Source organism: Bacillus sp. 007/AIA-02/001 (genome assembly GCF_004634455.1).
Lineage (GTDB): Bacteria > Bacillota > Bacilli > Bacillales > Bacillaceae_G > Bacillus_A > Bacillus_A cereus.
The window spans coordinates 142,299-161,356 of record NZ_SEIY01000004.1 but is presented as its reverse complement, the minus strand read 5'-3'; the positions used below and the strand labels follow the sequence as shown (position 1 = coordinate 161,356).

Genomic DNA, 19,058 nt, shown 5'->3' with positions numbered 1-19,058 from the left:
GATTTTTCGAATATATCGACCGTAACTCGAATTATATCGACGATTTTCGAAATATATCAGCGCAAATCCGAATATATCAGCGATTTTCCCAATATATCGATTTACCGACAAAAAGCGACAATAAGAGCTGTTCGAACGGGACAGCTTTTATTGTAAAAAGTCAGTATATTTAGATAAATTTAAAGGGTATATAATTTTTTTGACGAATAAATAAGTTAGAGAAAATTACGGATAAAAAATAGCCCGAACCATGCAGGGCATGATTCGGGCTTATATTCAGATTAGTAAGCTAAGCTGAATAGACCTTTAATGTGTGATAAGTAACGAACGTTACTTGCTTCTTTCATTAATGATGCTGGTAAGCCTTTAAGTGGAGTATTGCTTGCTCCAATTGTAGCAACCGCATCTTTACGTCCTAGACTAGCAAGTGTTCCAGAGTTTACAGGTGCGAACTCTTCTAATGCTTTGCCTTCTAGTGCTGCGTATAAGTTGTATCCAATTAACTCACCCATTTGCCAAGCGATTTGTGCAGTTGGTGGGTATGGACGTCCGTCTGGAGCGAAGACAACAGCGCTGTCTCCAGCAACGAATACGTCTTTGTGAGAAGTAGATTGTAGGTATGCATCAACTGTTGCACGTCCACGGTTAACTTCAAGACCTGATTCACCGATTAATGGGTTACCTTGTACGCCGCCTGTCCAAACGAATGTGTTAGCAACAAGTTTTTGACCGTCTTTTAAGTCGATTTCATTGCCAGCAACGTTTGTTACAGGAAGACCAGTTAAGAATGTAACACCGCGTGCTTCTAGGCTAGTAGTTGCACGTTCGATTAAGTGGTCTGGTAATACTGGAAGGATTTTTGGACCTGCTTCAACAAGAAGAAGTTTCACTTCTTTTGGATTTACGCCGTGGCTTTTTGCAAGTTTAGGCATAATGTCAGCAAGCTCACCAACTAGCTCAACGCCAGTTAATCCGCCACCACCGATTACGATTGTAGCATCAGCTTCGTTTTTCGTTTTCGCGTATTCACGAATACGGTCTTCAACGTGTTTGTAGATTTTGTTTGCATCAGCAGCAGATTTTAATACCATGCTGTTTTCTTCTAGTCCTGGAATACCGAAGTAAGCAGTTTTACTTCCTAAAGCAACTACAAGTGCATCGTAAGATAAAGTAGTGCCACCAGCTAGTTTGATTTCTTTGCTATCAACTGAGAATGACTCAACTGTTGCGATTTTAAGATCGATGTCTTTCCCTTTGAAAAGCTTTGTAAGTGGCATTGCAACTGCTTGCTCAGACACGTTACCAGCTGCAAGGCGGTGTAGTTCAGTGATGATTTGGTGTGTTGGGTATTGGTTAATCACTGTAACTTGTGCTTCTGATTTGCTGTAATATTTACGTACGTTTAAAGCGGCAAGAAGACCGCCATAACCAGCGCCTAAGATGACAATTTGTTTTGACATAGTATGATATCCCCCGTCTTTACTAATTGTTGTTATAAGTTAAATTATTTATTGTTACGTTCTGCACTAATTTGAAGATATGCGTTCACAAAGCGGAACATTTTTTGTGCTTGTGGATCTTTTAGTAATTTTAACAGGCCGAATAGGCCGATAACTTCGTTGCTTTCTTCAGCACGATCTTTCGCTTCGATTGCAGTTGCAGCCATGCTTTTCACTGTATCTTTTACAGGTTCTACAAGCTCTGTAATTGCACCAACAGTGTCGCTTTTTAATACTTCATCAGTAGCAACAGTTTGAGCGAAGTCATAAGACTTAGTTAAAATGTTAACAAGCTCAGTTAATTTTGGAAGCTGTTCTACTAGTGTTGTTAATGATTCTTGTACCTCAGGTTTTAACAACTGATCAAGTACATCAAGTTGTCCTTGGCTAGCAGAAATTTGTACAGTTTCTTGTTCTGGCTTTGTTTGAGTCATAGTTTCTGGCATCTCCAATTCTCCTTTACGATAGCAATACTCTTATTTTTTATAAGTAAGATAGTAAACGTTTACGAAACTTTATACAAAGTTTCACAAAACACAATAAAATGCCTTTAAATTTATGACAGCAAGTAAGCTGCAAACATAAATCTAAAACCATAACGTCTTACTTATTATTTATGAACTGTCCGATACATGGCTTGTCCGCATAATGGAAAAGCTCCGTTACCGGAAAGTGTATATAATATATATCCTATATTATATACTATATACACCTATGTTAACATAAAAATGATTCCTAATTATTTGATATTGAGTGTATAACGTAGTGCTGACAAGGTATGAAAGCGTATAAAATATTTTGTTCCAGTTAGAAATGTATATACATATAAAGAAAAAAAGGAAAAAATGAACAAATTCATGTTCGTTTTTTCCTTTTTCCTATTATTCACCTTCTACAATTAGCATCGATGTGTTACCGCTTTTTTCAAGATGGCATTCGCCCCAAGTACAAAGAGAATCAAGAATGGACTCTAAAGACCAACCGTATTCTGTAAGTGAATATTCTACTTTTGGTGGTACTTGATTGTATACCTTTCTTTGAATAACCCCATCGTCTTCTAATTCACGTAATTGCTGAGTTAACATTTTTTGTGTAATCCCAGGCATTAAACGTTTTAGTTCACTCGTTCTTTTTGTGCCTTTCGTTAGATGACAAAGGATAACAACCTTCCATTTTCCACCGATAACCTCTAAAGTCGCTTCAACGGGAATATTGTATTTCTTCATATAAAAATCTCCTTTGATGAATGTAGATTTAAGTTCTCCAACAAAAGAAGCTAAATAATTAAATGTTACTAAAAAGTGCCTATAGCACTTTAAAGTACGTACTTTTTATCATGTTGAATATGTTCCATAATAGCATACGTAAGAGGGAAATGAGTAGTACGGTACTAAAAAGTGCCTATGTTACTTTTAGGTACCTATCGTACTTTTAAGTGCGTTCTTCAAAAAAAGAGTAAAGCCATTCATAATAGCGTATATCAACAGTAAAGTTATTTTTGTAGAAGATAAAAAGGCCTTTTTATCATACTATTATGATTGGATTTCTCGCATTAAGGAGGAGTTCAATTGAATTCATATACAGTATCTTCTTCGGTTATGCAGACGAATCGGAGAAGTATGTTTGCTTTATTAGCACTAGCAATTAGTGCGTTTGGAATTGGTACAACTGAATTTATTAGTGTCGGCTTATTACCATCTATCTCAGAGGATTTACATGTTTCTGTTACAACAGCGGGGTTAACTGTTTCTTTATATGCATTAGGAGTAGCGTTTGGTGCTCCAGTATTAACGTCATTAACAGCTAGTATGTCGCGAAAGACGTTATTAATGTGGATTATGATTATTTTCATTATTGGTAATGGAATTGCGGCGGTAGCAACAAGTTTTACTGTGTTACTTATTGCGAGGGTTGTATCTGCATTTGCGCATGGTGTTTTTATGTCAATTGGATCTACAATTGCGGCTGCGCTTGTACCTGAGAATAAACGTGCAAGTGCAATAGCATTTATGTTTACTGGTTTAACTGTTGCGACTATTACAGGTGTACCAATTGGAACATTTATCGGTCAACAATTTGGCTGGAGGGCCTCGTTTATTGTTATTGTGGCCATTGGAATCGTTGCTTTAATCGCCAATAGTATGCTAATTCCTTCTAATTTAAAAAAAGGTACGTCTGTATCATTTCGCGATCAATTTAAGCTGATTACGAATGGAAGACTGTTACTTTTATTTATTATTACTGCATTAGGATACGGGGGAACGTTCGTAACATTTACGTATTTATCTCCGTTATTACAAGAAGTAACAGGATTTAAAGCAAGTACCGTTACAATTATTTTGTTAGTATACGGAATTGCAATTGCGATTGGGAATATGGTCGGGGGAAAATTATCAAATCATAATCCGATTCGAGCGTTATTTTACATGTTCTTTATTCAAGCGATTGTATTATTTGTTTTAACATTTACAGCGCCATTTAAAGTCGCTGGATTCATCACAATTATTTTCATGGGACTATTCGCATTTATGAATGTTCCAGGGCTACAAGTGTATGTTGTTATATTAGCTGAGAGGTTTGTACCTAGCGCTGTTGATGTAGCATCGGCGATTAACATTGCAGCATTTAACGCAGGAATTGCTCTTGGTGCTTACTTGGGCGGTATTGTAACGAACTCGTTAGGATTAATTCATACGGCTTGGGTAGGTGGAATTATGGTAGTAGGTGCTGTTGTTTTAACTGCGTGGAGTATGACATTAGAAAAAAGAGATCAAGTAAAATAAAAGGAGAGAAAATAAAATGAAAAACTTACAAAGTAAAACAGTATTAAATAATGGTGTAGAAATGCCTTGGTTCGGTTTAGGTGTATTTAAAGTAGAGGATGGACCAGAACTTGTAGAAGCAGTGAAATCGGCGATTAAAGCAGGATACCGCAGCATTGATACAGCTGCAATTTACGGAAATGAAAAAGCTGTAGGTGAAGGAATTCGCGCGGGTATAAAAGAAGCAGGCATTTCTCGTGAAGATTTATTCATTACTTCAAAAGTGTGGAATTCGGATCAAGGATATGAAACGACACTTGCTGCATATGAAGAAAGCTTAAAAAAATTAGAGCTGGATTATTTAGATTTATACCTTGTTCATTGGCCTGTAGAAGGGAAATATAAAGATACGTGGAGAGCGTTAGAAACACTTTATAAAGAAAAACGCGTACGTGCAATTGGGGTAAGTAATTTCCAAATTCATCACTTACAAGATGTAATGAAAGATGCAGAAATTAAACCAATGATTAACCAAGTAGAATACCACCCTCGTTTAACACAAAAAGAATTACAAGCTTTCTGTAAAGAACAAGGTATTCAAATGGAAGCATGGTCACCACTTATGCAAGGTCAATTATTAGATAATGAAACATTACAAGAAATTGCTGAGAAACACGGTAAAACAACAGCGCAAGTTATTTTACGTTGGGATCTTCAAAATGGAGTAATCACTATTCCAAAATCAACGAAAGAACACCGCATTATTGCAAATGCCGATATATTTAATTTCGAATTAACGAAAGAAGATATGGAAAAAATCGATGCGTTAAATCAAAATCACCGCGTTGGTCCGGATCCTGATAACTTCGATTTCTAAGATTAAAGTAAGAAAGAAGAGTGCGTAAAAGCACTCTTTTTTTGTGCATAAAAATAGTTTCTAAATAAATACTACTTAGTATTAAGTTTGTGATAAGGGGCTGTAAACATGAATATAAAGCAATCGTTCAAGATTTTAGCTATGTTTTTAAGTGTTTTATTTGTGTTATTCCCGCTTCAAAAAGCATTTGCAGAAGTTATGGACCATACAAAGTATGAAATGAATTGGAGTTATAGTAAGTCAAAGAAGAAACCAATTCGAACAGAGCTTATTAAAACGGCAGATGGCAAAATTGCTTTTTGCTTAAATGTAGATTTGAAATCTCCAAGCGGTCAAGATTTACCGGAAATGGGGAAAGTGGATATTAACGTATACCGTGTACTATTGAATGGATATCCACAAAAGAGTCCACAAGAATTAGGTGTTTCTGATTGGAGAGAAGCACATTACGCAACGCAGCTTGCAGTGTGGAATGCGTTAAAACAAATCGATATTAATGATTTAGATTTCCGCAATAAAAATGTAGAGAAAGTAACGAAAGACATCGTTGCAAAAGCAAGCGCTAGTGAAGAGTTACAAGAAATTACGATGAGTGTAACTCCTACAGAAGAACAAGAAGCAGTATTAAAAAATGATTTCTTTGAAACAGGTTTATATACAGTAGAAACAAATGCAAAAAGCGGAACGTATAAAGTGCAAGCAACAGGTGCACCAGCGGGCGTGAAATTTGCAAATGAAAAAGGCGAAACAAAAACAGAATTTAATGTAGGAGAAAAGTTCCGCATTTTAATTCCGAAACAAACACCAGCTGGTGGATTTAGCTTTAAAGTATCAGGAAATTTAACGAAATTACAAGGGATTGCGCATAAAGGTACATCGACTATTCAAAATGCAGTAGTATTACTTGAGCGTAGTGAAGAAAAAACAAGTCCAGAGTTAGCGGTAAGTTGGAAAAAGGCTGAGGCTCCAAATAAACCAAATAAGCCATATACTCCAAATGAACCGCATAAACCGAATCAAAAGAGATAATGAAAAAGCATTGGCGTATGCCAATGCTTTTTCATATGAATTCTTTAAAGGTATATCAAGATAATAATTAATCGAGTTAAACACTATTTTAACGTTTTAAAAAGTATTTAAAAATAATAAAATGTGACAAAATCTAAACGTTACAATAAATAGATTTTATTCACGAAATTGTAACATTATTCTAATTAGAGAGGCTATCAAACAAAGTGTAAAGCGTGTAAAATTCATTTGGAAAAACTACCTATAGATGGTCATATATGAAGAAAATGTAAGTTTTTATTGTTATTTTTATTTTTAGATGTATAGATGACAATACTGAAAAATATCTTTTACTATTCTCTTTTTTATGTAGCAAGAGAACTCATCACAAATAGAGAGAAGTGAGGAGGGCATATTACATATAAATTTTACAATGTAAGAAAGCGAATGCATGGAGAGAAATGCGGTAGTAATAGATACAGGTGCGCGAGGTGTTAGTCCATTCATTAAATTTTTTTATAGAAATAATAGGATTACTTATTAGATGAATATATAGGGTAGTTTATCTAAATAAAGGAACAGGGGACACAGATTATGTCGAAGAAAAAGACGAGTAGGGTATTAGTAGCTGGAATATGTATATCTACATTATTATCGCCAGTAGCTTTCGAAGCATCGAAAGGATATGCAGCACCTTTGGAAGAAAATAAAGGTGGGAAATTAGAAGAGGTAAAAGAGAATAATTTTGAGCAGAGAGTATTTCAGTTGCCGGGGAAAGGTAGCGTAGAAGAAGAAAATAATCGTTTAAGAGTTACTTGGAAACTTTCCGCTAATGAACCGACTGGAATTTATGCAGAGCCAAATGAAGAGATTACAATTGACATAAAAGGAACGCAGTCTATCCAAGCTTTTATTGGAACGAGATCTTATGATGAAAAGGACCCAGAGGAGTTTGATTTAAAACCAGGGAAAAATGTTATTTCATCTTCAAGAGGCGGTATTTTATATTTTTATAATATGAATAACGAAGGAGAAGTAACAGCTTCCGTTACAAATGGTGGTAGTCACTTTCCTTTATTTATTTTAGGTAAGCATACAAAAAAAGATTGGGATGAAATGTTAAAAAAATATAAGGATCCTTATGCAGTTGAATTAAAAGGTGAGAGAAGCTTAATTACTACTACTTACGATTCTGTGCAGAAATATATGAAGAATACGGATCCAACAGATTTAATGAAATTGCATGATAAGATTATCCGTTTAGAAAACGCGGTGGCAGGGTTATCTGAGGACAGTGTTGGGTTTGCAAAATCTCCAACTCATTATGTTCAGTTTGTTGAAAAACGGAAGCCTGCTAAAGGGGACTTTATGTTTGCAAAACATTATCATACAGGATATATTCCAACTGCAATGAATAGAGTTTTAGATATAGAGGTACTTGAGAAGGATGGATGGGGACCGTGGCATGAAGTTGGTCATTTACATCAGCAAGAACCGTGGAAGTGGTCTAAAGTAAGGGAAGTAACAGTAAATATTTACTCATTAGCTGTTCAAAAGGCGTTAGGGAATCAATTAGAAATGGATGAGCACTATAAAAACTCATTTGAGTATTTAGAGAAGCCTAAAGCAGAAAGATTCATTGATGACATTAATCCTCTTACAATGTTTTGGCAATTAAATGTAGTGTATGGAGAACATTTTTATCCTAGGTTACATCAAGCTTATCGTTTGTTACCTCAGAGTGAAATGCCTCATTCTGATGAAGAGAAAAAGCAGCTATTTATTTATATGACATCGCAAGTGGCAGGGCAAAATTTAATTCCTTTCTTTGAGGAATGGGGATTAACATCAAATGATGATATTAGAGAGAAAATAGAAAAATCAAAGTTACCTAAATTAGAAAAGGAAATCTGGAAAGCTACAGATAGTAATGATATTCGTGAGAAGCAAGTTGAACCGTATAAGGTTCCATATGGTGAACCTGCTAATGAAGTACAAAATCTTTTAGTTGGTACAGATTCTGACGAGAATGAGGCAAGTAAACTTGTTCGAAATTTAGGTGAGAATGTAAAAGTAACAGGAAAGATTGTATGGCCTAAACTAGAGAATGGTAAACAGGAAGTGTTAGTAGAAATTGGGGATGAGAAAGGAAATAAAAATTCAATTCCTGTCCAAGTTAACGGATTTTATGATGACAGTATAGTTTTTCAAGGACTTTCAGATGATGTAATGTCGACAGTGACACTTCACCACAATAAGAAGAAATTAAATGTAAACTTTACTAATAATGAAATACATTACCGTTTTGAAAAAGAAGAATATATGGGCTTAACGCTATATGATCGAAATGGGATTGAAAAGAAACGTGTATCTGCAGAAGGACAAGAAACGGGAAAAAGATTTGCGATGGAACTAAATGAATTGGATTTTGAATATGGTGATGTAGTAAAAGTATTCCATGCAGAACCGGATCGTCTGAAGTGGTACCAAAATAATACACTTGTAGATCAAGGGAAGGCTAAAAATAAAAAAGAGAAATTATTCCAAATCACTGAGCAAGGGTTCGAATTAAAAGATAGTTTACAAGAAGTGACGGCGAAACCGCAAAAAGTAGTAGTCGGAATGGATGTAGACAAACTAGATCCGAAAGAATTTGTACAAGTAAAAGATGGAGAAGTGGTTGGTTTTGCAGAAAAACCAAATACATCAAAAATCGGAGAACAAAAAGTAAAAGTAGAAACGAAAGATCGATTTGGAAATAAGAAAGTGACAGAAGTTCCTCTAATAGTAACATATGGAGATAGCCTACTTGTATATGGGCTAAGCTATAGAGATGGTGACTTAAAATCAATTGTAACTTTGCATCATGATACGAAAAAACTGAGTGCGACAGATACAAAGAACCTAATTCATGATTACTTTAAAGATGAAAAGTATTTTGAATTTACATTGTACGATAAAGAAGGAAGAGTGAAGAAAAATATAGCAGTAAAAGGTTTAGAGAATACGCAAGAATTTGCTAAGGAAGTAAATGGAATTGCATTTGAGTATGGAGATGTAGTGAAAGTATATCATGCGGAATCTTCTCGTTTACATTGGTATCAAAAAGATGTATATGTGGGCGAAGGAAAAAGTAAAGAGATAAAGGAATTAGTCTTCAAAATAACTGAAAATGGATTTGAAAGATTAGACGGTGAGCAAACAGTAAAAGCAAATCCGCAGCAAGTAGTAATCGGAACAAATAGCGAAACGCTAGACGCGAAGAACTTTGTTGAAGTACAGGGTGGAGAAGTAGTAGGTTTTGTAGGGGAAATAGATACGACAAAAATTGGTCAGCAAAAAGTGAAAGTAGAAACGAAAGATCGATTTGGAAATAAGAAAGTGACGGAAGTTCCTGTAGAAGTGACATATGGGGATAGTCTAGTCTATCAAGGTGTGTCCGATGTTACACGTTCAATTATTACGTTAAACCACGCTGAAAAGAAATTACATGCAACATTTACAAATGATGAGATTCATTATCGCTTTGTAAATGAACAGTATATAGGCCTTACGATTTATGATCAAAATGGAACTGAGAAAAAGCATGTAACCGCAGAAGGACAAGAAACTTCGCAGAATTTTGCAGAACAAGTAAATGGTATGGCGTTCGAGTATGGTGACGTATGGAAAGTGTATCATGCCGAGTCAGATCGTTTAAGTTGGTATAAAAAGAGTGAGTTAGTTGGAAAAGGAGATAAGAAAAAGTTTAAAGAAATTTCCTTTAAGGTTACTCCAAATGGTTTAGAACAAGTGTAATAATAGAAAAAGCTCGTAAAACATTATGTTTTACGAGCTTTTTCTATTATTCAGCTTCAGAAACTACTGTGAAGCGTTCGTTTACATGTTTTGGGTTTTCAATCTCATCAAGTGCTGCAACTGCGAAGTCTTCGTAACTTACGTAGCTATCACCTTTTGAGTTAACAAGAAGATTGTCTTTGCCAGCTTTGTAAGAACCAGTGCGTTTTCCTAATGCGAATAGTGCAGAAGGGCTGATGAATGTCCAAGTGATATCATTTGTTTGTTGTAAAATTTCTAAGTTTTTACCTTGGTTTTGAGCTGTTGCAAGATATTCTTTCGGGAAACCTGGTGTCTCAAATACACGTGTTGTTTTCTCTTCGTCTACAAATAAGCTTCCAGCGCCTCCAACTACAAGTAATTTTGTATTTGGTGCGCCTTTCATAGCTTCAATAAGTACGTTTCCTGCATCTACGTGAAGGTGTTCTTCGCCTGCTGGAGCACCGAATGCATTTACAACTACGTCAAATGCCTGCAGGTCGTTAGATGTAAGAGAGAATACATCTTTCTCTAAAACTTTTACGTTTTCTTCTGTAATTTTTGCAGCGTTTCTTACGATTGCAGTTACTTCATGTCCGCGATCCAATGCTTCTTTTAAAATACGACTTCCTGCTTTACCAGTTGCTCCGATAATTCCGATTTTCATAATAAATCCCTCCAAAGTGTTTTGTTAAAGTGTATATCTGAAAGTAAATGAATTTGTTGTAATTAGGTTTGTTACAACCTGTTGTAATCATTATAGTTACAGGTTGGTATTTTTGTCAATAGGGTTGTTTGTGAATTTATTTTTTGTTTTAGTATGCACAGTTAGAGGGAGGGTAGTCAGTCATAAAGATATTGTTACTGTGAACCTGGCTAATATTTGGAAATTGCAAATTGTCGAAAAATGTTGATTTTTGAATGTTTTTTAAATATAATTCGTTTTATGGAGAAAAGGAGGGGTTAATTGTATGAATATTTTAGAGCAATTTATTTCATCAACAAATACAATTCTTTGGTCATATATTCTTATTGCAATGTTAATTGGTTTAGGGCTTTATTTTTCTATTAAATTGAAATTCGTACAAATTACTCATTTAGGGGAAATGGTTCGTTTAATGAGTGATGGACTAACTGGAAAGACACGTAAAAAGGGCAGCGTATCATCGTTCCAAGCATTTTGTATGAGTTCTGCAGCTCGTATTGGTATCGGGAACTTAGCTGGTGTAGCGTTAGCTATTTCTATGGGAGGACCTGGAGCTGTATTTTGGATGTGGGTTATTGCGATTATCGGGGCTTCTTCAAGTTTCGTAGAAAGTACGCTTGCACAAATTTATAAAATAAAAGATGGCAGTGGCTTCCGTGGTGGTCCTGCTTATTATATGGAAAAAGGTTTAAATAAACGTTGGATGGGGATTTGGTTCTCTATTCTGATTACAATTAGTTACGGTTTAATTTTCAACTCAGTACAAGCAAACACAGTTACATTAGCGTTTAAAAATGCATTTGGTATTGAGCGTTACGTTGTTGGGATTGTATTAGCAGTATTAGTTGCGGTTATTATTTTTGGTGGTGTAAAAAGTATTGCACGTATGTCGGAAATGATTGTTCCGCCAATGGCAATTCTTTATATTGCGGTAGCGATTTTCGTTGTTATTAAAAACTTCTATTTACTACCAGATGTGTTTACAGAAATCTTTAAAGGTGCATTTGGTTTAGATTCAGCTGTAGGCGGTGGTATCGGTGCTGCGATGAAATATGGTATTCAGCGCGGATTATTTGCGAACGAAGCAGGTATGGGTAGTGCGCCGAACGCGGCAGCAACAGCTGATGTAACGCATCCAGCCAAACAAGGTTTTATTCAAACAATCGGGGTTTTAGTAGATACATTCTTAGTATGTACATCAACAGCATTTATCGTACTATGTTCTGGTGCATATAAAGCAACGAATTTAGAAGGTATTGAACTAACACAAAATGCATTAAGTTCACAAATTGGCCCGTGGGCGAGCAGTTTCTTAGCGATTATTATTTTCTTATTCGCTTTCAGTTCACTTCTAGGAAACTACTACTATGGTGAAACAAATATTGAATTTATTAAGCAAAGTAAAACGTGGTTAACAATTTACCGTGTTGCGGTAGTTGGAATGGTATTATTCGGTTCTGTTGCGACGCTTCAAGTTGTATGGAATATGGCAGACTTATTTATGGGTCTAATGGTAATAACGAACTTAATTGCGATTACACTTCTTGGCCGATTTGCGTACGCGGCATTAACAGACTATGTAAGGCAAAAGAAACAAGGGAAAGATCCAGTCTTCAGTGCAGATTCTATTCCTGGTTTAACGAATACAGAGTGCTGGGATAAGCCAGTGGTAACAGATAAAGAAAAAGCAGTGTAATTGAAAAGGCGAGCATCGAGGTAAATTTGATGCTCGCCTTTTTTGTTGTAGTAAATGATGAAAAGGGTGAGGGGTAATTATTAATATAACTTTTTTGTTTGTTCCTCTCGTTATTTGTGGGGAACGTACTGTTTTAAAAGTATGGCTGGTCGAAGAGGATAAGAGATTGAGTATTGGATAAATGCATGTAATAGCTATATTTTTATGAAAAAAACACGTATGTTAAGATAGTTAACGTATTCATGTCATAAAACCTAACATAAAGTTCTTGATTACTAAAAGTTTTTAGAATATAATTTTCTTATTGTTAGGAAGAGGGGGCAATGCAAATATGGATTTTTTAGCTAGGGTAATTGGGGATGTAAATAATATCCTTTGGTCATATGTCATTATTGCGATGTTAATTGGGTTAGGGCTCTATTTTTCATTTCGTGTGAAATTTGTCCAAGTTCGTTACTTCGGTGAAATGATTCGATTACTTGGGGATGGAGCAAGCTCGAAAACGAGGAAAGCACAAAAAGAGAAGAGCGGCGTATCATCATTCCAAGCATTTTGTATGAGTACAGCTTCTCGTGTAGGTACTGGTAACTTAGCTGGTGTAGCTATCGCAATTTCAGCGGGTGGTCCAGGAGCAGTATTTTGGATGTGGTTAATCGCGGTAATTGGGGGTGCTTCTGCATTTGTAGAGAGCACATTAGCGCAAATTTATAAAGTGAAAGATGGGAATGCATTCCGTGGGGGCCCAGCGTATTATATGGAAAAGGGTTTAAATAAACGCTGGTTAGGTGTTGTGTTCTCTGTTCTAATAACAGTAAGTTTCGGATTGATTTTTAATGCTGTACAGTCTAATACTGTAGCGGCAGCTTTTGATGGGGCATTCAAAACAGATAGTAGATTAGTAGGTCTTGTTATGGCTGGTTTACTTGCCGTTATCATTTTCGGCGGAGTAAAACGAATTGCTCGCGCGGTTGAAATGATTGTTCCAGTAATGGCAATTATTTATGTAGCAGTGGCATTATTCGTTGTTGTAACAAACATTACGGCAATTCCGTATGTATTTAAAGAGATTTTCTTACATGCTTTCGGAATTAAAGAAGTAGTAGGTGGAGGATTAGGAGCCGCGATTTTACTAGGGGTAAAACGCGGATTATTCTCAAATGAAGCAGGTATGGGGAGTGCGCCGAACGCAGCAGCGACTGCGAACGTAACGCACCCAGTTAAACAAGGTTTCATTCAAACTTTAGGGGTATTTACAGATACATTATTAATTTGTAGTTGTACAGCATTTATTATTCTTTTATCAGATGTGCATAATGCAGCTGATTTAAATGGAATTCAATTAACGCAGCAGGCGTTAAGTCAACATATCGGTCCATGGGCTTCTATATTTGTAGCAGTTGCAATCTTCTTGTTTGCATTTAGTTCATTAGTAGGTAACTACTACTATGGTGAAACAAATATTGAATTCTTAAATGGAAGTAAAGTGCTATTAACAGCGTACCGCATTGCTGTACTTGGTATGGTTATGTTAGGATCTGTAGCGACAATTCAAATCGTTTGGGATGTAGCAGATTTATTCATGGGTATTATGGCTGTTATTAACTTAGTGGCGATTGTATTCCTCTCTAAGTATGCTTTTGCGGCATTATCAGATTACGTAAAGCAAAAGAAACAAGGGAAAGATCCGGTATTCTATGCGGATTCTATTCCAGGTTTGAAAAATACAGAGTGCTGGGATAAGTCAGCAGTAGCTGATAAAGACAAAGCAGTATAATGAGGTGAGCATCAAGTGAAACTTGATGCTCATTTTTTGTTTTATCCAGTTGTTTATAGATGGTAAAAGACGAACATTTATGAGCATTTCATAATTAAATGTAATTTTTTAAAGAAAAGTGCGGATATGAGTTGTGATTTATGTTAGAATGGAAAATGCCTTTGAAACAAGAGTTTTTATGACATTTCCTATCCAATCGAAGGTTACGGAGGAGAAATGGAAAGTTCGGATTATTTCTTGTTTTGAATGGTCAGACGTTCAACGTTAATGAAGAGTTAAATGGAGGATTTTATTAATGAAGTTTGTTATGTTCCTTGTAGGATTACTCGTTGTATTTGTACTCGGTTTTCTTATAAGTGCCGATCGAAAGAAGATTAAGTATAAACCAATCGCAATTATGCTTATTATTCAGCTAGCATTATCTTATTTCTTATTAAATACGCAAGTTGGTTATATTTTAGTAAAAGGAATTTCAGATGGATTTGGCGCACTTCTTGGATATGCGGAAGCTGGAATCGTTTTCGTATTTGGTGGTCTTGTTAATAAAGGAGAGGTTTCATTCTTCTTAACAGCGCTATTACCAATCGTATTCTTTGCGGTTTTAATCGGAATTCTGCAACACTTTAAAATTTTACCGATATTTATTCGTGCTATTGGTACGTTGTTAAGTAAAGTAAATGGTCTAGGAAAACTAGAATCATATAATGCAGTAGCAGCTGCCATTGTTGGACAAGCAGAAGTATTTATTACAGTAAAAGATCAATTAAGTAAAATCCCAAAACATCGTTTATATACATTATGTGCATCTTCTATGTCGACAGTGTCGATGTCAATCGTTGGTTCTTATATGAAAATGATCGAACCGAAATATGTAGTAACAGCACTTGTATTAAATTTATTTAGTGGTTTCATTATCATTCATATTATTAACCCGTACGATATTACAGAAGAAGAAGATACACTGAAATTAGAAAATAAGAAAAAACAATCATTCTTTGAAATGCTAAGCGAGTACATTATGCTTGGTTTCACGATTGCGATTACAGTAGCGGCTATGTTACTTGGTTTCGTAGCATTAATTACAGCAATTAATAGCTTGTTTGATTCAATGTTCGGTATTACATTCCAAGCTATTTTAGGATATATTTTCTCACCATTAGCATTCGTAATGGGTATCCCGCAAGCTGAGATGGTAACAGCGGGACAAATTATGGCAACAAAATTAGTATCAAACGAGTTTGTTGCGATGCTTGATCTTGGAAAAGTAGCTGGTGATTTATCGGCTCGTACAGTTGGTATCCTTTCTGTATTCCTTGTATCATTTGCGAACTTCTCATCTATCGGAATTATCGCAGGTGCAACGAAAGGTATCGATGAAAATCAATCAAATGTTGTATCATCATTTGGTCTACGCCTTGTGTACGGTGCGACATTAGTAAGTATTCTATCAGCGATTATCGTTGGTGTTATGTTATAAAAAAAGATGGTCCTAGCTCATAGCTAGGGCTATTTTTATGGTAAATTTGCATGAAAAAACCAATTAATTAGGAATATATTAACATATAAAAATCTTTTAAAATTTATATTGCATTTCGTCTAGATAACGCTTACAATTTGATTTGTAGGTGGTATCAATTTCAGACTTTCAATTATGGTAGGAGAGAAGAAGCTACCTTTTATAAATTGCAATTTATGTAAACGCTTACTGATTTTAGATGACAGTTGAATAGTTTTAGGGGTTTTAAATTTTTTAACAACAATGGTCAGACGTCATTCGTTATACGTTATACGACCAATAACTCGTGGGAGAAGTGGAGGATTCACATATGAAGTTCGTAATGTTTCTAGTCGGTTTACTTGTAGTGTTTGTACTAGGTTTCCTTATCAGTTCAGATCGTAAGAAAATTAAATATAAACCAATTGCACTTATGCTTGTCATTCAATTGGTACTTGCGTATTTCTTACTAAATACAAAGGTCGGATTCGTATTAGTAAAAGGGATTGCAGATGGATTTGGCGCCATTTTAAAATTTGCGGAAGCTGGGGTTAATTTCGTATTTGGTGGTCTAGCAAACGATGGACAAGCACCATTCTTCTTAACAGTATTATTACCGATTATTTTCTTAGCAGTATTAATCGGGATTCTGCAACATATTAAAGTTTTACCGATTATCATTCGTGCAGTCGGTTTCCTATTAAGTAAAGTTAACGGTTTAGGAAAACTAGAATCATATAATGCGGTAGCAGCTGCAATCGTTGGTCAAGGGGAAGTATTCATTACAGTAAAAGATCAACTAAGCAAATTACCGAAAAATCGCTTATACACACTTTGTGCATCTTCAATGTCTACAGTATCGATGTCAATCGTCGGTTCTTATATGAAAATGATTGATCCAAAATATGTAGTAACAGCACTTGTATTAAACTTATTCAGTGGATTCATTATCGTTCATATCATTAATCCATATGAAGTAAAAGAAGAAGACGATATTTTAGAATTACAAGAAGACAAGAAACAAACATTCTTTGAAATGTTAGGCGAATATATTATGCTTGGTTTCTCTATCGCTGTAACAGTAGCGGCGATGTTAATCGGTTTCGTAGCATTAATTACAGCAATTAACGGTGTATTCGATTCAATTTTCGGAATCACATTCCAAAGCATTTTAGGATATATCTTCTCACCATTAGCATTCGTAATGGGTATTCCAACATCAGAGATGCTACAAGCAGGACAAATTATGGCAACAAAATTAGTAACGAACGAATTCGTTGCAATGCTTGACCTTGGTAAAGTAGCTGGTGATTTATCAGCTCGTACAGTAGGTATTTTATCTATCTTCCTTGTATCATTTGCGAACTTCTCATCTATCGGAATTATCGCAGGTGCAACGAAGAGTATCGATGGCAAACAAGCAAACGTTGTATCATCATTCGGTTTAAAACTTGTATACGGTGCAACATTAGTAAGTATATTATCAGCGATTATCGTTGGGGTTATGCTTTAATAAATTAAGAAAAGCAATGAGCGTAGGCTCATTGCTTTTTTTGTTTAACTTGCTTTATCCAAGTCTCTTTTAAAACGTGGTTTCTCTAAATAAGTTCCCAGTCTCCACACATATTCCACTGGCCCCATTCGGTATTTCTGGAGCCAATAGGTGCTAACGAATAATTGAATCGTATAAATTCCGATGGTTAAAAGAATACCGAAGAAATAGCCGATTTTCCCGTATAAGCCAAATCCATATGCGTAAAAAATGGTTGTTGCGATAATAGATTGAGCTAAGTAATTACTAACGGACATTTTCCCCATGTTCGCCATGTATGTTAGTAGACGGGTTGCTTTTTTGTAATGGAATAATAAAATGATTGTGCTTCCGTAAAAGAAGGTCATAGTTACTGGTGTAAGGCCATCTTGTAACATAATTAAAAGCGGGTGCTTTACGAACATAGCTAAGATTTTAATTGTAAAAGAGAAGAGACCGGTGGCAAACCATATTTTTTTGACAGCAGGTATATGTTTACTGACCTCAAATAGCCAGCCTTTTTTCCCTACATACATTCCGAGTAGGAACAGTGGAGACATAAAAATTATTGCGAAAACTGATATGAAAAATAATCCGAATGCACCGTCAATTCCCATGTAATCAAAAGGATTTTCAGTCAATCTAAAGTTGACGTGATCCATATAGCTTCCAGTTTGATGGACTTTATGTTCTTTTTCAGTATAAGGTGCAAAATCATTTATATTTGTAGATGGATCAGTTTGATAAGACATAAGTGTAATAAGTGCGAGTAGAATAATCGCCCAAATGAGCAAAGTTTTCGGTTTTCGATTGATGAACATCATTAAGAAAATCCCGATTATTCCGTATGCAAATAAAATATCGCCCTCCCAAACAAAAGTGCCGTGAATGTAGCCTAGTAGTAAAAGAATGATAATACGTCTTATGTATGTGGGGAAGAATTTTTTTCCTTTTGCGATAATACTTTTTTGTAACAAAATAATGCTAAGCCCAAATAGAAAAGAAAATAGGGATATAAAGTTATGTGTACCGAAGAATTGAATAAACCAATTAGCGCCTTTATCAAGATCGCCGAATAGATAAGTTGGTTTTTCACTGGTGAAGAACCCGAATTGAATTAATGTCATATTGACTAGTAAAATGCCAAACAAAGCGAAACCACGAATTGCATCAACAGCTTCTACACGTTGATTCATTTTTCCTCTCCTCGTATATTCGTTTTTATATTGAAAATAATACCATTTTAGAGCTGGCACTATGTCAAATATGAGGAAATTTAAGGTGATTTTAAGATAGAGAGCAAACAAAAAAATCACCTTAATTCATGTATTAAGGTGATTGAAATATTATTCAGCTGGAGGCGTAAATGTACGTTTCTCTAATTCAGCATCTAGCATAAACAGTGCGTTTGAATCGCTTGTAATACGTTTTAATTTTTGAATGATGCTATCAAATGAAGCTTCTTCTTCAACTTGTTCGTCAACGAACCATTTTAAGAATGTAATTGTTGCATGTTCACGCTCGTCCCAAGCGATATCAGATAAGTTGTAAATACGTTTCGTTACTTCACGCTCGTGCTCAAGTGCGACTTCAAAAGCGTTTAATACAGATTCGTATTCGTTATTCGGATTATCAAATCCAGTAATAATAGCGCGCTCTCCGCGGTCATTAATATAGTTGTAAAGCTTCATTGCGTGGAAACGTTCTTCTTCAGCTTGTACAAGGAAAAAGTTAGCGAATCCATCATAGCTCTCAGCTGTACAGTAAGCAGCCATTGCCATATAAGCATGGGCAGAGTAAAATTCAAAGTTCATTTGTTCATTTAATGCGTCGTGCAATTTTTTTGATAACATAAAATCCCCCTTAGTATTGTGACAAGAATATTATACCATAA

Annotated in this window: 14 protein-coding genes; 8 read left to right on the top strand and 6 right to left on the bottom strand. The window is 35.4% G+C overall.

The window, feature by feature from the left end; genetic code table 11:
• Positions 1 to 281: 281 nt before the first annotated feature.
• From ES895_RS12475 to ES895_RS12465, 3 genes are all read right to left on the bottom strand, one after another.
• On the bottom strand, positions 282 to 1,460 hold the full coding sequence (locus tag ES895_RS12475; protein ID WP_000043203.1) for an NAD(P)/FAD-dependent oxidoreductase: 1,179 nt from the start codon (positions 1,458 to 1,460) through the stop codon (positions 282 to 284).
• Positions 1,461 to 1,504: 44 nt separating this feature from the next.
• The gene (locus tag ES895_RS12470; RefSeq protein WP_001115311.1) at positions 1,505 to 1,945 is read right to left on the bottom strand and encodes a DUF1641 domain-containing protein; all 441 of its coding nucleotides are present in this window, start codon (positions 1,943 to 1,945) and stop codon (positions 1,505 to 1,507) included.
• 435 nt (positions 1,946 to 2,380) lie between these two features.
• Positions 2,381 to 2,725 (bottom strand): winged helix-turn-helix transcriptional regulator, encoded by a 345-nt coding sequence (locus ES895_RS12465; protein WP_000760475.1) that lies wholly within the window; start codon positions 2,723 to 2,725, stop codon positions 2,381 to 2,383.
• A gap of 372 nt (positions 2,726 to 3,097) precedes the next feature.
• Here ES895_RS12465 and ES895_RS12460 point away from each other — a divergent pair, with 372 nt between their 5' ends.
• The 4 genes from ES895_RS12460 (at position 3,098) to ES895_RS12445 (ending at position 9,944) form a co-directional block, all read left to right on the top strand.
• On the top strand, positions 3,098 to 4,282 hold the full coding sequence (locus tag ES895_RS12460; protein WP_167754514.1) for an MFS transporter: 1,185 nt from the start codon (positions 3,098 to 3,100) through the stop codon (positions 4,280 to 4,282).
• A 16-nt stretch (positions 4,283 to 4,298) separates the two neighbouring features.
• The gene (locus tag ES895_RS12455) at positions 4,299 to 5,138 is read left to right on the top strand and encodes an aldo/keto reductase (protein ID WP_000793550.1); all 840 of its coding nucleotides are present in this window, start codon (positions 4,299 to 4,301) and stop codon (positions 5,136 to 5,138) included.
• 108 nt (positions 5,139 to 5,246) lie between these two features.
• Entirely contained in the window at positions 5,247 to 6,167 is a 921-nt protein-coding gene (locus tag ES895_RS12450) for a thioester domain-containing protein (protein WP_001022515.1), read from the top strand.
• A 573-nt stretch (positions 6,168 to 6,740) separates the two neighbouring features.
• Positions 6,741 to 9,944: a putative mucin/carbohydrate-binding domain-containing protein gene (locus tag ES895_RS12445; RefSeq protein WP_070757739.1), complete on the top strand. Its 3,204-nt coding sequence runs from the start codon at positions 6,741 to 6,743 to the stop codon at positions 9,942 to 9,944.
• Between the two features lie 46 nt (positions 9,945 to 9,990).
• Here the strand turns inward: ES895_RS12445 and ES895_RS12440 are convergent, their stop codons facing one another.
• Positions 9,991 to 10,629, bottom strand: coding sequence for an NAD(P)-dependent oxidoreductase (locus ES895_RS12440; RefSeq protein ID WP_000689896.1), 639 nt, complete (start codon positions 10,627 to 10,629; stop codon positions 9,991 to 9,993).
• Positions 10,630 to 10,933: 304 nt separating this feature from the next.
• On the opposite strand from ES895_RS12440, the gene ES895_RS12435 reads away from it, so the two are divergent.
• From ES895_RS12435 to ES895_RS12420, 4 genes are all read left to right on the top strand, one after another.
• Positions 10,934 to 12,364 (top strand): alanine/glycine:cation symporter family protein, encoded by a 1,431-nt coding sequence (locus tag ES895_RS12435; protein WP_001022923.1) that lies wholly within the window; start codon positions 10,934 to 10,936, stop codon positions 12,362 to 12,364.
• A gap of 331 nt (positions 12,365 to 12,695) precedes the next feature.
• Positions 12,696 to 14,138: an alanine/glycine:cation symporter family protein gene (locus ES895_RS12430; RefSeq protein ID WP_000346414.1), complete on the top strand. Its 1,443-nt coding sequence runs from the start codon at positions 12,696 to 12,698 to the stop codon at positions 14,136 to 14,138.
• Between the two features lie 295 nt (positions 14,139 to 14,433).
• Positions 14,434 to 15,615: a NupC/NupG family nucleoside CNT transporter gene (locus ES895_RS12425; protein ID WP_000673839.1), complete on the top strand. Its 1,182-nt coding sequence runs from the start codon at positions 14,434 to 14,436 to the stop codon at positions 15,613 to 15,615.
• 349 nt (positions 15,616 to 15,964) lie between these two features.
• Positions 15,965 to 17,146 carry a NupC/NupG family nucleoside CNT transporter gene (locus tag ES895_RS12420; protein WP_000673874.1) on the top strand — a complete coding sequence of 394 codons (1,182 nt, stop codon included), beginning with the start codon at positions 15,965 to 15,967 and terminating at the stop codon, positions 17,144 to 17,146.
• 44 nt (positions 17,147 to 17,190) lie between these two features.
• Here ES895_RS12420 and ES895_RS12415 read toward each other — a convergent pair whose 3' ends face one another.
• Together ES895_RS12415 and ES895_RS12410 are read right to left on the bottom strand one after the other, a co-directional pair.
• Positions 17,191 to 18,360 (bottom strand): DUF418 domain-containing protein, encoded by a 1,170-nt coding sequence (locus tag ES895_RS12415; RefSeq protein ID WP_001076356.1) that lies wholly within the window; start codon positions 18,358 to 18,360, stop codon positions 17,191 to 17,193.
• Positions 18,361 to 18,510: 150 nt separating this feature from the next.
• On the bottom strand, positions 18,511 to 19,017 hold the full coding sequence (locus tag ES895_RS12410; RefSeq protein ID WP_000949403.1) for a ferritin: 507 nt from the start codon (positions 19,015 to 19,017) through the stop codon (positions 18,511 to 18,513).
• Positions 19,018 to 19,058: the final 41 nt, after the last annotated feature.

What these genes read in the sequence shown, in the direction of transcription:
- ES895_RS12440 (WP_000689896.1), bottom strand. Translation starts at nt 10,629, where the DNA reads ATGAAAATCGGAATTATCGGAGCAACTGGTAAAGCAGGAAGTCGTATT.
- ES895_RS12415 (WP_001076356.1), bottom strand. Translation starts at nt 18,360, where the DNA reads ATGAATCAACGTGTAGAAGCTGTTGATGCAATTCGTGGTTTCGCTTTG.
- ES895_RS12435 (WP_001022923.1), top strand. Translation starts at nt 10,934, where the DNA reads ATGAATATTTTAGAGCAATTTATTTCATCAACAAATACAATTCTTTGG.
- ES895_RS12455 (WP_000793550.1), top strand. Translation starts at nt 4,299, where the DNA reads ATGAAAAACTTACAAAGTAAAACAGTATTAAATAATGGTGTAGAAATG.
- ES895_RS12470 (WP_001115311.1), bottom strand. Translation starts at nt 1,945, where the DNA reads ATGCCAGAAACTATGACTCAAACAAAGCCAGAACAAGAAACTGTACAA.
- ES895_RS12460 (WP_167754514.1), top strand. Translation starts at nt 3,098, where the DNA reads ATGCAGACGAATCGGAGAAGTATGTTTGCTTTATTAGCACTAGCAATT.
- ES895_RS12410 (WP_000949403.1), bottom strand. Translation starts at nt 19,017, where the DNA reads ATGTTATCAAAAAAATTGCACGACGCATTAAATGAACAAATGAACTTT.
- ES895_RS12420 (WP_000673874.1), top strand. Translation starts at nt 15,965, where the DNA reads ATGAAGTTCGTAATGTTTCTAGTCGGTTTACTTGTAGTGTTTGTACTA.
- ES895_RS12425 (WP_000673839.1), top strand. Translation starts at nt 14,434, where the DNA reads ATGAAGTTTGTTATGTTCCTTGTAGGATTACTCGTTGTATTTGTACTC.
- ES895_RS12445 (WP_070757739.1), top strand. Translation starts at nt 6,741, where the DNA reads ATGTCGAAGAAAAAGACGAGTAGGGTATTAGTAGCTGGAATATGTATA.
- ES895_RS12465 (WP_000760475.1), bottom strand. Translation starts at nt 2,725, where the DNA reads ATGAAGAAATACAATATTCCCGTTGAAGCGACTTTAGAGGTTATCGGT.
- ES895_RS12450 (WP_001022515.1), top strand. Translation starts at nt 5,247, where the DNA reads ATGAATATAAAGCAATCGTTCAAGATTTTAGCTATGTTTTTAAGTGTT.
- ES895_RS12475 (WP_000043203.1), bottom strand. Translation starts at nt 1,460, where the DNA reads ATGTCAAAACAAATTGTCATCTTAGGCGCTGGTTATGGCGGTCTTCTT.
- ES895_RS12430 (WP_000346414.1), top strand. Translation starts at nt 12,696, where the DNA reads ATGGATTTTTTAGCTAGGGTAATTGGGGATGTAAATAATATCCTTTGG.